The sequence below is a fragment of the Pseudomonas sp. GW821-FHT03E01 genome, from assembly GCF_059420765.1.
Genome location: NZ_JBWKUI010000022.1, coordinates 16,869 through 31,125 on the forward strand (window position 1 = coordinate 16,869; position 14,257 = coordinate 31,125).

Annotated in this window: 13 protein-coding genes; 3 read left to right on the forward strand and 10 right to left on the reverse strand. The window is 57.7% G+C overall.

What is annotated here, in order from left to right; translation table 11 throughout:
• Positions 1-20: 20 nt before the first annotated feature.
• Positions 21-788, reverse strand: a complete 768-nt coding sequence (locus tag AC07VO_RS27830; RefSeq protein ID WP_495007703.1) for an AraC family transcriptional regulator — start codon at positions 786-788, stop codon at positions 21-23.
• 112 nt (positions 789-900) lie between these two features.
• On the opposite strand from AC07VO_RS27830, the gene AC07VO_RS27835 reads away from it, so the two are divergent.
• A complete protein-coding gene (locus tag AC07VO_RS27835) occupies positions 901-1,719 on the forward strand; it encodes a sulfite exporter TauE/SafE family protein (RefSeq protein WP_495007704.1) in 819 nt (272 codons plus the stop codon).
• Positions 1,720-1,819: 100 nt separating this feature from the next.
• Positions 1,820-2,995: a hypothetical protein gene (locus AC07VO_RS27840; RefSeq protein WP_111454794.1), complete on the forward strand. Its 1,176-nt coding sequence runs from the start codon at positions 1,820-1,822 to the stop codon at positions 2,993-2,995.
• A gap of 7 nt (positions 2,996-3,002) precedes the next feature.
• Here the strand turns inward: AC07VO_RS27840 and AC07VO_RS27845 are convergent, their stop codons facing one another.
• A complete protein-coding gene (locus AC07VO_RS27845) occupies positions 3,003-3,992 on the reverse strand; it encodes a hypothetical protein (RefSeq protein WP_495007705.1) in 990 nt (329 codons plus the stop codon).
• 237 nt (positions 3,993-4,229) lie between these two features.
• Here AC07VO_RS27845 and AC07VO_RS27850 point away from each other — a divergent pair, with 237 nt between their 5' ends.
• Positions 4,230-4,655, forward strand: coding sequence for a helix-turn-helix domain-containing protein (locus AC07VO_RS27850; protein WP_082920914.1), 426 nt, complete (start codon positions 4,230-4,232; stop codon positions 4,653-4,655).
• A 73-nt stretch (positions 4,656-4,728) separates the two neighbouring features.
• Here AC07VO_RS27850 and AC07VO_RS27855 read toward each other — a convergent pair whose 3' ends face one another.
• From AC07VO_RS27855 to AC07VO_RS27890, 8 genes are all read right to left on the reverse strand, one after another.
• Entirely contained in the window at positions 4,729-4,926 is a 198-nt protein-coding gene (locus AC07VO_RS27855; protein WP_237229578.1) for a colicin E3/pyocin S6 family cytotoxin, read from the reverse strand.
• 56 nt (positions 4,927-4,982) lie between these two features.
• On the reverse strand, positions 4,983-5,234 hold the full coding sequence (locus AC07VO_RS27860) for a pyocin S6 family toxin immunity protein (RefSeq protein ID WP_064616446.1): 252 nt from the start codon (positions 5,232-5,234) through the stop codon (positions 4,983-4,985).
• Positions 5,235-5,244: 10 nt separating this feature from the next.
• Positions 5,245-6,435 carry an S-type pyocin domain-containing protein gene (locus AC07VO_RS27865; RefSeq protein WP_495007706.1) on the reverse strand — a complete coding sequence of 397 codons (1,191 nt, stop codon included), beginning with the start codon at positions 6,433-6,435 and terminating at the stop codon, positions 5,245-5,247.
• Positions 6,436-6,745: 310 nt separating this feature from the next.
• Positions 6,746-7,081 carry an HNH endonuclease gene (locus AC07VO_RS27870; protein WP_495007707.1) on the reverse strand — a complete coding sequence of 112 codons (336 nt, stop codon included), beginning with the start codon at positions 7,079-7,081 and terminating at the stop codon, positions 6,746-6,748.
• Positions 7,082-7,188: 107 nt separating this feature from the next.
• Positions 7,189-8,142, reverse strand: a complete 954-nt coding sequence (locus AC07VO_RS27875) for a PD-(D/E)XK motif protein (RefSeq protein WP_495007708.1) — start codon at positions 8,140-8,142, stop codon at positions 7,189-7,191.
• Positions 8,135-10,459 (reverse strand): Z1 domain-containing protein, encoded by a 2,325-nt coding sequence (locus tag AC07VO_RS27880; RefSeq protein ID WP_495007709.1) that lies wholly within the window; start codon positions 10,457-10,459, stop codon positions 8,135-8,137. Before AC07VO_RS27880 ends, AC07VO_RS27875 begins: the two co-directional genes overlap by 8 nt.
• Positions 10,459-12,477, reverse strand: coding sequence for an ATP-binding protein (locus tag AC07VO_RS27885; RefSeq protein WP_495007710.1), 2,019 nt, complete (start codon positions 12,475-12,477; stop codon positions 10,459-10,461). Before AC07VO_RS27885 ends, AC07VO_RS27880 begins: the two co-directional genes overlap by 1 nt.
• Positions 12,474-14,138: a DNA cytosine methyltransferase gene (locus AC07VO_RS27890; RefSeq protein ID WP_495007711.1), complete on the reverse strand. Its 1,665-nt coding sequence runs from the start codon at positions 14,136-14,138 to the stop codon at positions 12,474-12,476. Before AC07VO_RS27890 ends, AC07VO_RS27885 begins: the two co-directional genes overlap by 4 nt.
• Positions 14,139-14,257: the final 119 nt, after the last annotated feature.

Genomic DNA, 14,257 nt, shown 5'->3' on the forward strand with positions numbered 1-14,257 from the left:
TTCGCGGATGGCTTTAGTGGTCATTTCGTCCCCTCCAACCAAACGGACGGGGCCTGTCCCAGCACCCGACGGAACATGGTCGAGAACGCCGCCGGGCTTTCATAACCAAAATCCAGGGCAATGCGCGTCACCGGCGTGCCCACCGCCAACCGCGCCAAGGCCAGCACCACGCAGGCCCGCTGCCGCCATTGGCTGAAACTCAGCCCGGTTTGTTGGCGGAACAGACGATTGAACGTACGCAAACTGATATGCAACTGATCGGCCCATTGCTGCGGCGATTGGTGAGCGTTCGGTTGCCGGAGAAACCTCTGACACAACCCGAGCAACCGCGAATCCACAGGCAACGGAATATGCAACGGCAGGTGAGCACTGCGCGCCAGTTCGTGCAGCAACAAGTCGATCAACGCCCCATCGCGCCCGGCCTCGTCGTACTCCAGCGCAACCTCCACCGCCTCCATCAGTAAATGCCGCAGCAACGGCGAAACACTGATCACCTGGCAACGGCTGCCCAGATCAACCGCCCCCGGTTCGATGTACACACTGCGAGTGCTCACCCCCAGCATCAACACCTCATGCGCCACCCCCGGCGGAATCCACACCGCCCGCTGCGGCGGCACCACCCAATTGCCGTCGAGCGTGCTCACCTGCATCACCCCGGTGGCGCCATACAACAACTGCGCCCGTCGATGGGTATGGCGCGGCAACCGATGACCGTCGGGATAATCCGTACCGATGGCCACCACCGGCCGTGGCGTGTCGTCCAGCAGATCAATTGAAACATTGCGCATCGAGCGGCACCCAGCGGTTGGCGTAAACGCAAATATTATTGGCTGACTTGCTGAAGCAGGCCAAGCCCCGTCGCTCTATCGTCGGCCACTCTCAACCCACGGACGATGCGCGATGTTCTTCTACCTCTTGCTGGCACTCTTCGGCTGCATGACCGGCGTCACCGCCGTGCTGTTCGGCTTCGGCGGCGGATTTGTCGTCGTGCCCTTGCTGTACCGCATGCTCACGGCCAGCCACGGCATCGACGATCCCATCGGCCAATCGGCGATGCACATTGCCGTAGCCACCTCGACCTGCGTGATGATCGTCAATGCATTGATCGCCACCAGAAAACATCACCACGCGGGCAATCTCATCCGCCATTACCTGTGGCCGTTGGGCGGGTTCATCGGCTTGGGCGCGATCGTCGGAGCTGCGGCCGCGATGTGGGCGAGTGGTGAGCTGATCCGTTCTGCCTTCATCGTTTACCTGGGAGTGACCATTCTGGACTGCTTGTTCAGACGCGGTTTTCTTACACAGTCCTACACCGAAATCCCACGGCGATTGGGCGGGGCAGAAGTGTCTGGCGGCGGTGTGGGAATTGGCGCTATCGCCACCTTTCTTGGGGTGGGCGGCAGCGTCATGACCGTGCCGTTGCTAAGACGCTGTGGCCTCAGCATGTCGCAAGCCACATCCATGGCTAATCCATTGAGTCTTCCGGTTGCGGTGGCCGGAACGCTGACCTATATGGCGATGGCGGGGTTTACCGAGTTTGATCTGGGGGCGTGGTTTGTCGGCTATGTGGACGTGCTGGCGTTTGCGGTGCTGACGGTTGGGTCGCTGGTGGGGATTCGGCTGGCCACGCCGTGGATCGGGCGGATACCGGATCGGGTGCATGCGCGGGTTTATATTGGTTTGCTGGTAGTGGTGATGCTTAGCATGTGTCTGGGTTGAGTGTTATCGGCGTAGCTTTCCATCGATTCTCGGACGTTGCTTCGCCATAATCCGCGACAACTTCTCGCGAGCAGCGCTCGATTCACTCAAGGATGTTTTGATGTTCAAAGGACTGTTTCGTCTGACCGGCATTGTCGTGTTGGTGTGTTCAACTTTTTCTACCGCGCTGTGGGCTGAAAATGGCACTCAGGTTTACACCGGAACTGTGGGCAAATCGCCGATTGTGCTTGAGGTGAACGCCAACGGCAGTGAGGGGCGGTACTTTTACCAAAAGTATCGCAGTGATCTAGTACTCACCGGAAATAGAGAAGGCGAAACCCTGATACTCGACGAGGGCAGCCAGGCTGACGATGAGGGTAAAACTGTCCCGCAAATTCGCTTGCATCCCAAGCCCGACGGTTGGTCCGGCGAATGGACCAGTCCACAAGGCAAAGTCCTCAAGGTCGAATTACAGCAAGCCAAACTCCCGCCAGTGTCCGCCGAAACGTTGCCCTATCTCGTCAGACTCCATGACAAGGCGCCATACGAATATCTGCGTCTGCAAGGCCTGAAACTCAAACAAGGACGGACCGAAACGTTCATGGGGTACACGCTGCAATGGTGGGGCGAGCCACAGACAAAAATGGAAGGGTTTGAAGTGGTTTCGGGGTACACCGCTGAAACGCGCCAGCGTATCAATCAGCAGTTGATGGCGCGGTTGTGGCAGGGCGTGGTGGGGCATTTCGGGTGCTACGTCGATGGCAAACAGGGCTACTACAATCAGGGGATTCAGCCGTTGTGGATGACGTCCTCCGTCATGAGCGCGACTATCTCATTCGAGTACTACTGCGGTGGGGCTTACCCGGATCAGTACAATGAGGCGCTCAATCTTGATACCCGTACCGGGAAAGTCCTGACGCTTGATGACGTGCTGTGGGTGGGGCAGGGCAAACCGCTGCATTTCGAGCAAAAAATCTACGACTACGATGAATCTTCATCCGAGTCATCCGCTGTCTATTACGACTACCGGTCCAAGGAGCTGGCGCCTTGGCTGGTGGCGCAACTGCTTAAGCTGTATCCCAAGGAAATGACGACAACGGCTGAAGGGGAGAACGACTGCGGCTACAACGACGACTACCCTTGGCACTATCCGGATTGGTACTTCACCGAAAAAGGCATCAAGTTAGAGCCGTCTTTCCCTCACGTGTCTGCCGTCTGCCGAAACATTGGCTGGGGCGTCCTGCCCTACAGCCTCATCAAACAACATCCCGGCGGCGTAGCGCTGCAACTGCCCTGAGGCGAAGTCACTGATCCGCCAACCCCGGCGCTTCACGAATAATGAAGTGATCCAGGTTCTCGATGTTGGCACTGAACACCCCGAACGTCTGTTCGGGGTTTTTCTTGCTAGGCACCTGCTTCAACTCTGGCGTCACGCCATAAAAGAAGCAATACAACTCGGCATCACTGTCGACGGCGTGCTTGATCTCCTCCAGAAACGCCTTGCGCTTGCGGTAGTTGTCGATCAGCTTCTTGCTCAGATAAACGTTGACCGAATAAGGCTTCTTCTTCGCCTCGTCCGCTTGCTTGAACCAGACCTTCTGTTCGAAATCGATGCGAAAGCTCTGGGTGTAATCCTTGATCTCCTTGATCTTGCCCCAGTAAATCAGCCCCTTGTTGTCCTGCAGGTACTCGATCTTCTTGAAGAACGACCCATAGGGCGCCGTGTGCTCGCCAATCTTCAGCGGCATGCGCTTGAGCAGCTCCTTGTCCGTGAAGTTCGACACAAAACACTCCACCGGGTGTGCGAAGACACTGGTCTTGTCCGGCGCCGACTCCCGGCTTGGCTGCTCGACGTTACTGCTCGCTGAAGTGAGAGTCGGGGCATCGCGCAAAACATCAGCCGCCACCGCCGGGCTCACAGGCTTGCGCACATACTCACGCCGAGTCAGCAACAACTCCGACGGGAAATGCTCCTCCCGACCGTCATCCGACTCCGCCCCGTCCACCTCCAGACCCGACGCCGGCGTCTTCAGACTGACATAAGGACAATCCGCCACATGCCGCGTGTTGGGCATGTTCTTGAAGTGCGGCGTGCGCACGTAATTCACATTCTTGGCGTTGAACGTTCCCAACACGTTGGCCGCATCGAATGTCAAACGGCAGGCATCGTTGGGGCACTGGAAATGCTCCTTGGCGGAATCGAAATCCATGGTTTCATCGAAATTCAGATCGCGCACATCATAGATCGACAGCTTGTCGTCGAGGCTGAGGCAGTAGGCGAGGTCGAATTTCATGGCGGGCTCGGGTCCTTGAGAGGGGACGGGTATTAATAGCGGGAGGTGGGGAGGGTTGTACTGAATGTTTTTGGCACAGCGCAAAATCCGTAGCAATGCACCGGTCAATAGGCAGGACGTGCGAGCATAACCGGAATTATACTGCTGGAAGTGGAGGGTTGAGCCACGATAGTTGGCATTATAGTTCCGACTGTGTGGCAAGCCATGCTAGGACGCCTGGTTGAATGGGGGGCTGCGATGAAAGAGAACACCAACGAACGGCGCAGGGAGCTCATTGACGACATCGTCATGCAGCATGTGACGGGGATCGAAACCCTGGGCACCGCTATTCGTCGGCTAAGGCTTGAGGTGACCGGTTTCGACCAGGAAACCTTTGCAGCCATGTGCAAGATGTCGACCAAGGCGCTGTACCAGATCGAGAAGGACAAGGCTAATCCGACCGTCAGCACCCTCGAAGCCATCCTGAGGAAGTTCGGGCTGCGTCTGGGGCTGACCATTGCCACAACTCTTCACACGCCGCCGCTTGGGCAGCAAAAGCCGGTTTCCAAAGCGCCCGTTCGCGGCGCCAATCCTAAACGCAAGTCCGCAGGACAGCTTAATAGAGTGGCTACGTTGCGAGCCACAACAAAGACCAAGGATGGCGATAAGGGCCCGGCCGATTGAGTGATGACGCAAAATCCGTAGGTGCGCGTGCATGGCAGGGCGACAGGGTGGTGATCACCAAGGCCGGCAAGCCTTATCTGGGCCTGCTGCCCCATGTCGATTCACCGCAGACGCGCAAGCCTGGGCGATTAAAGGGGAAGATTCGGATGTCGGCAGATTTTGACAGGGCTTCAGGTTCACCATGAAAAATATCCCACTCGTAAATTGTTCTACCCTTCGCATCAGTCCTGCGATCCCGAAGTCCTCCCTTGTATTGGGTTTTCTTGAGCAAAAGCCCGATCAGTGTGATTGGTCAGGGCTTTATTTGACTAATTGTGACAATGGATTTCATTGCTTGGCGCAAGTGCCCATAAAGTACTCTAGACCCTCAGGAAAACTGACGCCTAGAAGTTCTGACAGCGTCATTACCTGACTCTCGCTTAAAAGTAATTCTCCTGGTTCCACTTCGTTTAGTGGCTTCGATTCAATAAGATGGGCAACTTTCTCATTGAGCTCAGTTCCTTCGATATCCAGCTCAAACTGCAAAGAGTCGTCCTGCTTGTCATCCGGATAAAAGCCAGTTATTGAAAGGTAGCGCATGCTGTAATCCTTAGTTTCTTGAGGTTTTTCTGCCTGGTTTCGCAGGTTTTGTTTGTTCGCCTGTGATGTGGTTGAATTCGCCTAAATGGACTCCGAGTTTGTCGTATTTTTCCACAGCATTACTTTTGTAGTCCCATTCATAAATTCGCCCCTTACGGTCAACCCAACGAGCGCGTTTCCTTCCTCCCCCTTGAACAGATGACTTCGACTTTACTCGGGTTGTATCTGGAAATGCGGGAAGCGTTTTCGGGTGGTCATAATACGAATGATCACCGGTTTGACTGAGAACAATGTAAACCGGCCTAATCCCTGAATCAGCCGGAAACACGAGGATGAAATCCTTGTATTCCGGCGGATAAACCGGGTTCACGATGATGCTATCAGCCGCTTTCGTTGGCGGGTAAACCCAGATATGCGGCGCTTGCGGGGCAGCCTCCAGCGCCGGAATGCCCAGGATGTCGGAACCATCCACGGCCGGTGTCCAGATCAGTTCAATGCCGTCACCCAGGTCAGCCACCTGCTGGGTGCCACGCAATGTGAACTGCACAACATCAACCATTTCCCAATCGCGATTTTTGCCGGTGTAGAAACCATATCCCTTGAGGCTGCCGTCAGTCTGTTGCTCGACCTGCAGGCGAACGCGGGTACGGGCCTGTTTGAGCGCACGGAGTTGGTCGTCGGTGTAAAGCGAGCTGTCGCCCAGACTCGATGGTATGACCAGCGCAACAAGGCCAACCAGCGTTGCTGTTACGGCGCTCGCTGTGGCCACGGGAGCAGCAGCGAATGCCGACCCGACCAAGGCGAGGGAGCCCAGACCAGCGGGAATCGCAGTGCCACTGATCTTCTTCAGTGGCACTGCGCCTGATTCATCCGCTTCGCGAGCACCCAGCAGAATCAGGTCACCGTAGTCTTTCAGGCTATCGGTCGGCACCATCCCTGAGGGATTTGAGTAATCGATGATGGCGTCCGGCAGCTTGCAGGACTTGGCGAAGACACATCCAGCTTGAGTGGGTCTTTGCTTTTCCGCGATGACCTGACGGCTGCGTTCGAAGGCGTCTTGCCTGGCCAGCATGGCCTCATAGGCTTTTTGTCTGGCGTCCCGCTCGGCCAACTCGGTGGCAGTCATGCAGCGGTAGGTGATGTGATGCCCATCACCGGAGGGTGGATTCTTAATCCGCGGAATGTCCTTGTTGCCAGCCACTGATCATCCTTTCGTTTATTCATCGACACCCCCGGAAAAGGGGCTGCGCGACGAACGAGCTTGGCTGATTGTGGCTCTAGGACGATTCCTGAATGACTCTAAGCGTTGTCTCTTTTCAACTTGCCGCAAAAACCATGGCAACTCAAAAGCTGTGGGAGTGAACCTGCTCTCGATTCTCAATATCACCACAATATCGGAGCTCTGCACCGATCTTGTAGTGAGTGGATTTATTCCCGTTGGGCAGCGAATCAGCCCCAAAAAGAAGGGCTTCTGCGCCTCCCAGTGGGGGCAAGCAACCTCGTCTCAGAGGTCAATTCTTGGGCTTCTCTATCAATCCTTTTACCTTGCTGTAAAGCGACTGAGTGAACTCGTGTTTGTCGATTGAGTGATGGCAACGTCGATGACAGTTTGGGCAAAGAGCGACTGTGTTCCATGTGCTGTCAGCACCGCCATCAACAAGATGTTTCACATGGTGGATTTCAAAAAAAGGCTCATTCTTCTCGTTCAGAAACGGAGCAGGTTGACCACATCCTTCACAAATACCTTGAGCGCGAGCTAATATCCATCTTTTCACACTGATTGCACGCGAAAGCCTCATGACCATTGAACTGGTCCGCTTAGGGCTCAAGATGCCTAGTGATTGCATCAGGCAGTTGAGGTTGATGGGCCCCCGTCTTTGACTAAGTTGGGTTTATGGAGCGCTTACCGACAACCTGCCGCGGTGTACGGCAGCGCAGATTGTGCGGTGACGTGTTAGGCGGTTAGAAGAACTTCCTGAACTTGCGATACCTCGAGCGACGGCAGGCTGCTGACATTGATGCTGTACCTAATGCCTGTTACACCGAGTGGCGGAACGTAGTCATCTGGGAGCCTAGGAAAGTTGCCGGCAACTTCGAAGACATGGACATCGCGAAATGTGAACCGTAGGAGTGCGCCTGTCTGCCGTAGGCCCTCGTGCCAGCCGAGTTGTGCTAGGCGTGAATCGAAAACATCTAGCGCACGCCCATCGGATACCAATTGCTCCCGAATTTCATCTACGCGGTCTGCCAGCGTTTCGTCGCCACCAAGACTGCGCTCCAGCATAACGCTGACAAACAGTAGGCGCTTGCTGGCTGGTGCTTTCAGCTGATCGAAACGGGATATTTCGTGCTTCGGTTCCGATCGTGTGGTGGTCTTCACTTCTACGTGGACGCCCTGTCCGACGAAATCATGACGCTCCCTTTCAGGGCCGCTCCAAAGGTGGCTGACGCGAGGGCCGATGGTCGGGAGCAACACGTTGGACAGCACCCAAAGCTCGCCGAAAAGACCGATCTGCTCTGCCACACTCAGTTCAGGTGCGATCGGGCGCAATGCCGCACGCATATCGTCGATGATGCGCTCAACCGAGACAACAGGATCGCGGCCTTCAATGTGGATGGCGTGGAGGACCTTGTTGGCTACCAGCGTAAGTAGTTCTTCGTGGTGGCTGCGTGCGGAAACGTCCAGCCAAGTCCGTCCGCCTTCCAGGATGCGGACCTGAAGGCTTTGCAGGTCCGGCGGTAGGTTTTGCGGGGCGACATCTACGGCCAGCAGCAGGTGCAGGCGTCCGTCGTCTGATACTCCAATCAACGCTGTTTCGAGGTCTTCGGCCGCCTGTTCGTAGATATCCTCGTGCGGATGTCGCTGCTCGCGCAGACTTGCCCAATGGTCTTGCGTGATATCAACCATTGCGTACCCCACGGTTCACGACAAGCCGTTGTTCGCCGTCCGCAGTGCGGGGCAGCGAAAGCGCTAGGCCCAGCACCGCCTGTGTTGGCGCACGGAGCGGTTCGGGATCCAGGGGGTAGAGCAGGAGCAGGCCCTGCTGCGCGGGTCGGTCCTCGCGCATTGCCCGTGCATTGAAGCCTGAGCCAGCGCGGTAGTTCTCCGGTCCGCCATGCAGGTCGACGCCTTCATGGCGTGGATCGATCAAGATGCCAATCGACTCGTTGGCCTGCAACGAACGTCGAACAAGGCCGAAAGGCCTTCCACCCAGGAGTACCTGTCGTTCCCGCTGCGGGTTGGCTACGAATACGGTCCAGTTCGTCAGCTCTCCCGCTTCAGCTCGCTCCAGGATCCAGTCGGCAATCTCTGCGCCCTGAAATGCAATGCTGTTCGGATGCCCTTCATAACGCCTCAGGAACAGTGCGACGTCCTCGGCCGGCACATCGTGTGCTATGGCGCCGCCGTATGCATCCTGTGTCGGGGGGTGCTGTCGCAGCAGGGCGGACGCCGAGTCCAAATTCCGCTCCAGCAGTTCCCGATCCCGCATGGGGAACAGGATCGTCTGCGGGTTCTCGCCAGACCATGACCGTGCATCATCCGTCTGCATCCTGCTCTTGCTCTTGCTGGTGAGCAGGAGCTTTGAATGGGCGCGCATTCGGATGGCCATCTGATCAGGCCTGCGGCCGGCCTTATTGAGTGCCGTGATGGAGTCACGCAGGGATTCTTCGACCAGCGCCAGCTCCACAAACCACTGAGCAATGCCTTCGGTTGTCCAGATGCGGATCAGGTCTTCATAGCCTGCCCTGAAACCATACCAGCGGGCCATTTGCAGTAGAGCGTCCGCCAGCGTAGTGGTGCGCAGGAAGTAGGCGATCGTCAGTCCCTCAAGCGTCAATCCGCGCGACAGCCGATTGCCACCCACTGCAACGAGTTGCCGTCCAGGCTTGGCGTCGTATTCCAGCTCGTCGCCCGTCGTGCTGTTGAGCACAACGACGACCAGACGAGCTAGGTTCGTCACTGCCTCTTCCAGTAGAACCTCTTCGCTGCAAGGCAGATCTACCGGTCCCAGCCCCGCGAGCGTTGACCGGAACATCTGCTTGAGCACGCCGGGTTCGGCGTTCTCATGATGGAACCAGTTGCGGATCTGTTCCTCGATCGCCCCTCCAATGCGCAACTGGTCCTGCTGGAGATGGGATACGTGCACGAGCATCGTGTTCGGCTTACCCAACTGGCCGCGCTGCAGTCTGATGGCGCCGGCAAGTGCAAAGGTCAGGAGGGCATCGGCGAGCGACTGGGGAAGATCCAGCGGTCCCCGGGCAACAATCGCTTCGCCTCTTTTGCGCTGCTTCGGCTTCAGAGCCTTCACATCTGCCGCGTCTACAGGGCGGAGTACATCGCGGCCCTGCGAGCTGACGCCGAAAAGCTCTTCCGTTCCGGTGTAGCCATCCGGCCGCGGAAGCTGCACGACGAAGTCTTTGGGGAACAGGTCTTCGCCGACCTGGCTGTCACTGCCGTCTGGGTCGATGAGGATGTTGGCGAATGGCGTAGCCGTGTAGGCGATGTATGTGGCCCGCGGAATCTTTCTGAGAATGTCGCGAATCAGGGCGTTGGTCAGTGACGGGGCCGCGTCGTCATTTGGTTCAGTATCGGTGTCGGTGTCGATACTGGGGTCGCGCCGATTTCCGCGTGTATTGATGGAGGCTTGATCGGCTTCGTCATCGATGAGAAGAACCGGTACATCAGCGAGCCGGCCTTCGAGTTTGCCGAACCATTCGTTGAGCCGTTTCAGGATCGGCGTAATCTTCTTCGCGACGATCAGAACGGTACCAATAGATGCGAATCCGTCGGCCACCTCTGGCTCACGAAAGTCTGAAAACTCATCGGTCAGCGTGATCCAGTCGACGCCGGTCCCGGCTAGCTCCAGATCCAGGCGCTTCTGCGTCTGGTTCCGCAGTGAATCGTGAATGCCTGAAAGAACGATGATGAGGCGGTAACCGACATCGGCTGCACGCGCTGCCACAGCCGTGAAGTTGGCGGTCTTGCCGGACTGAACGTAGCCGACGACCAGACCGCGGCACTGGAATTCCGGGCGACTTACTGGCGTGGTCTTCGAGATGATCCGCAGTGACTCTTCCGCGACCGACGCAATCTGGTGCGGCTTCCATTTGGGCTGGGCCCGCAGATAGGCTTCATGCCGGGACCAGTTGGTCCAGGAGGTTGCATCGGTCCACAGGGCCAGCCTGGGCTTCAATGTAAGGGGAAGCGGAAGCCGGACCTGCATCAGGCCTTATCCGTCAGCTGGTCCTGGACACCAGCCGTCTCCAGTGCGCGAAGGAATTCAGAAAGAGCGTTCTTGGCCTCGGCATCCTTGTCGATGAGCTGCACGAGCGTCACCAGCGTCGGCATCAGCGGGGTGACCTCGACTTCCTCCCCCTTGAACCCGGTCTTGCGTTGCCATGGCTTGTCGCCGCTGCTGACAAGGCGGATTGAAGTTCTGTCCTTCTTTGCAGCCGGGGCCGGAGCGGGATCCGCCACGGGAGTGCCTCCCGCTGCTGTCGTTGGAGGCAAGAAACCGCCTGGCGCTGGCGTGCCGGCCGGCGACACAATTTTGCCGCCTCCTTTCGGAGTCGGCGCAGCTTTTTCCTTTTTGTTGTACCGGGATCGGGCTGCTGAGCGAGGGCCCTTCAGCAGGTCTCCGAGGGGTTTGGTGATCGCAAAGGGCAGGCGAATAAGCTGCTTGCTGATATCTACCTGCAGCTGCTCATCAGCCAGCCTGTCGAAGTCGACTGCGACACGAATCAGCTTGGTGTGCTCATCCTTGGCGAAAAGATCTTCCCAGCCGCCCCATTTGATAAGGCGGTCAAGTCGATAGAAGTACAGGCCCTGAGCATCGTTTGCGCGGCCATTCAGGGAGTGGCGATCGCGTTCGACGCGTTGTTCCAGCGGCGGCAAATCCTTGATGTATTCGTCGAACTCTGCCTCATTTGGCGTGACGTATGCGCGAACATAGAGGGCAGCCGTCTTGTCTGGAGAAGCGCCGGGAAGTTCGATGCGATGCTGGTCGTACTCTTTCGTCAGTGGGTGCCCCATAGGGTTGTTAGCAAGCAGAGCTTCATTGTTCAGCCGGATGATTACCTTCTCGTGCCCGCGCGCCTTGCCTTCAAGATACCGGTGAAAGACCAGTTCGAGGTGCGACTTGATGGCAGCGAGTTCCTGCGCGTAAGGAGAATCTGCCCTGCCTCTCGCAGGCTCCATCGAGGGGCGCATCTGCGTGAGCAGCACGGCTGTGCCCGTGTCGCCGATGTCCACTGCCGAGGTATGTTCGGGAGCTACCGGGTCGGTCAGAAGCGCCCAGCGGCGCGTCTTGGCAAGATGGTCCTTGTCCCAGGTGAGTGTCGTGCTTTCGTTCCCTGCAGCTTTCGATACGACCGTCAGTCGATCAGCCTGGGACCAGGCCGCACCCTTCAGCCCATAGCCGAACTTGCCCAGATCGCCGTCGCCATATTCACGCTGTTGCCCGATCTTCATGGCGCCGCGCAGACCCGATGGAGTCATGCCCGTGCCGTCGTCGCGAATGCACATCCACCGGCCGCCCGCATTGGGATTCGGGAAGGTGATGTCGATCTCCCGAGCGCCATGCGACAGACTGTTGTCCACCAGATCGGCCACGGCGCTGGGTAGGCTATGCCCGGCACGTGCCAGGATCTTGAAGAGACCGAGCGGGTCCGGTGCGGCGTCATCATCGTCGCGGTTGTTGTCATTATCTTTTTGTGACGTCACGGACACTGTTTCTGCCTCCTTGAATAGCTGCGGGAAGTGATCCGAGAGCACTGTCTGGCAGTACTGGCCCTCGTCACCGTACAACGCAATCATTGCGGATTTACCGAGTTGGGCACTCTCTCCATGGCCCAGGATCGAAGAGCGGGCTGGGTGGTCTTCCGGGATAACAACCCAGGATGCCTTGGCCGGGGGGCTCGAGGCGTCAACTACCATCGCGAACAGGACGCCTGGGTCGACGAAACTGTAAAAGGAGCTTTTCGGGCAATCGCCTTCGAATCTCCAATTTTTGTGCTGCCGCTTGAGCCATGAAGCAATCTCAACCACGGTACCTTCGTCTTCGAGACGCCGGCAGGTGATTGCGATAGTGTCCGGGTTTTCTGCTGAAGGAAAAACCTTGCCGACGACGTCCCAGTCGAAGTTGATGGAACGCTGTTTGGCGCGTTCCTTCCCCTGGCGGCGGTACTCATGAAACATGCCGAGTTCGGAATGAGTAAGCAGTCGGAGAATGGTGAACTTCACTTCCTGCCCTCTGTCGTCTTGATTTGTGATTGCTCCAAATTGAACAACGCTACACGCATGTCCTGCGTCTCCGGTGCCCCCAGGCACTCCCGCATTCCACGAGCGATGGCATAGGCAAATAGTGGTGGCACGGCGTTGCCAATCTGCTTGAATGCCGGGTTCATCGATCCTTTGAAAACGAAGCCGTCAGGGAATGACTGGAGCCGCGCAGCCTCACGGACGGTAATGGTGCGTGCCTGTTTCGAGTCGAAATGGATGTGGGAATATGAGTCCTTGCCAAGGTGCGCCATCAGCGTACGTACCGGGGCGTCGGCGCGGAGCTTCCACCACTTGTTCGGAAACTTTCCCGGATCATACGGGATGCGCCAGGACATTATGTATGTGCTGACATCTGCGTTTCTCGGGTCGGTGGGCAAACCGAGTCTCCTGCGGTCGGCAAGCCAGTTCGCAATTTTCTGCTCTACATAGGCATGCACCTGCGGGTACTCCCAGCCAGGCTGAATCTCAGCGAAGATCTTGTAGTCCCGCGGCAGATACCGGAAAACATGGCCAGTCGTAGACCTAGTCGCAAATCCGTGCCACTCCCGCATCAGCCGCGAATAGGCAGTCGACGGTTTTTCTGCTGTGTACTCGACAGGTTCTGACGGGTCTTTCGCCCCGCGACGAATGGCACCCGAGCGAAGCATTTCTTCGGCGTACCGGTGCGGCAGATCTGCCAGCGCATCAGAGGCCGATGTGGCCGTGGGAGAGTCGGGAGTTGGATCGGGAATCCAGCGGTGGTGCGCCGAGCCTTCGGCTTTGATAACCCGCCTCGCTGCATTCTTGGAGCTGGTGTAACCGGATGGCAGAACCAAATGGTGAGTTGGCACCGGGAATCTTGGCTTGATGCCGGTCGAGCGATGGAAGCCGACCAGAATCATGCGCTCCCGCATCTGCGGAACGCCGTACCAGACGGAATTCAGCAATGTGTAGGCTACGTCGTAGCCTTCTTCGGCAAGGCTTTTGGAAACGAGCTCGGCAACATTGGTGCCGCCATGGTTGAGGATGTCTGGCACGTTCTCCATCAGAAGCGCAACAGGCTTTGTCGCACGGATGAATGCGACGTAGCGCTCCCACAGGCTGACTCGTCCATCCACCAGAAAGGCTTGGTCTGCGGTTACCTCTTCGCGCAGGCGGGCCTGCTCGCGGAGCTTAGCCCGGCCTACACGAGCGAACGCCTGACAGGGTGGCCCGCCGACGAGGACATCGATCTGACGGTCCGTGGAGCCCTGCAGCTCGAGATCGCCGAAGACGGTGTCAGCGGTTTCGGTTACCGCGTCGCGCGGGGCGTGGTGCGCTTCCTTGTCCCCTCCGATCGAGCGCGAGCCGAAGTTGGCTCCGTGCGACTTCGCAGCCCACGGGTCCATTTCGATCGATGCGACCGGTGTAAATCCGGCGGTCAGAAAGCCAAGGGATATGCCGCCACATCCTGCGAACATGTCCATGTAGCGGATTTCGCCGCCTTCCTGAATACGCTGCAGCTTGCTTTGGATCAGTTCGTCATCTGGGGTAGAGGCGCGGAAAATCTTGCCAGTCGAGGGGGACAGGTCTGCAGCCGAGGTAATGGGCTGTTCGTGGGTGTTGCTGGGCTGCGATTTGCGCAGCTCGGTTTGGATGGACATCCGGTATCTCTCATAGGGAACATGCACCAAGACCACCTGCACGGAGCGCAGAAGGACGGCAGCTCAGGCCTGCGCATACCACGCGGCGCAGCCAAGCTTGACGAATCGTCAACCGGGCG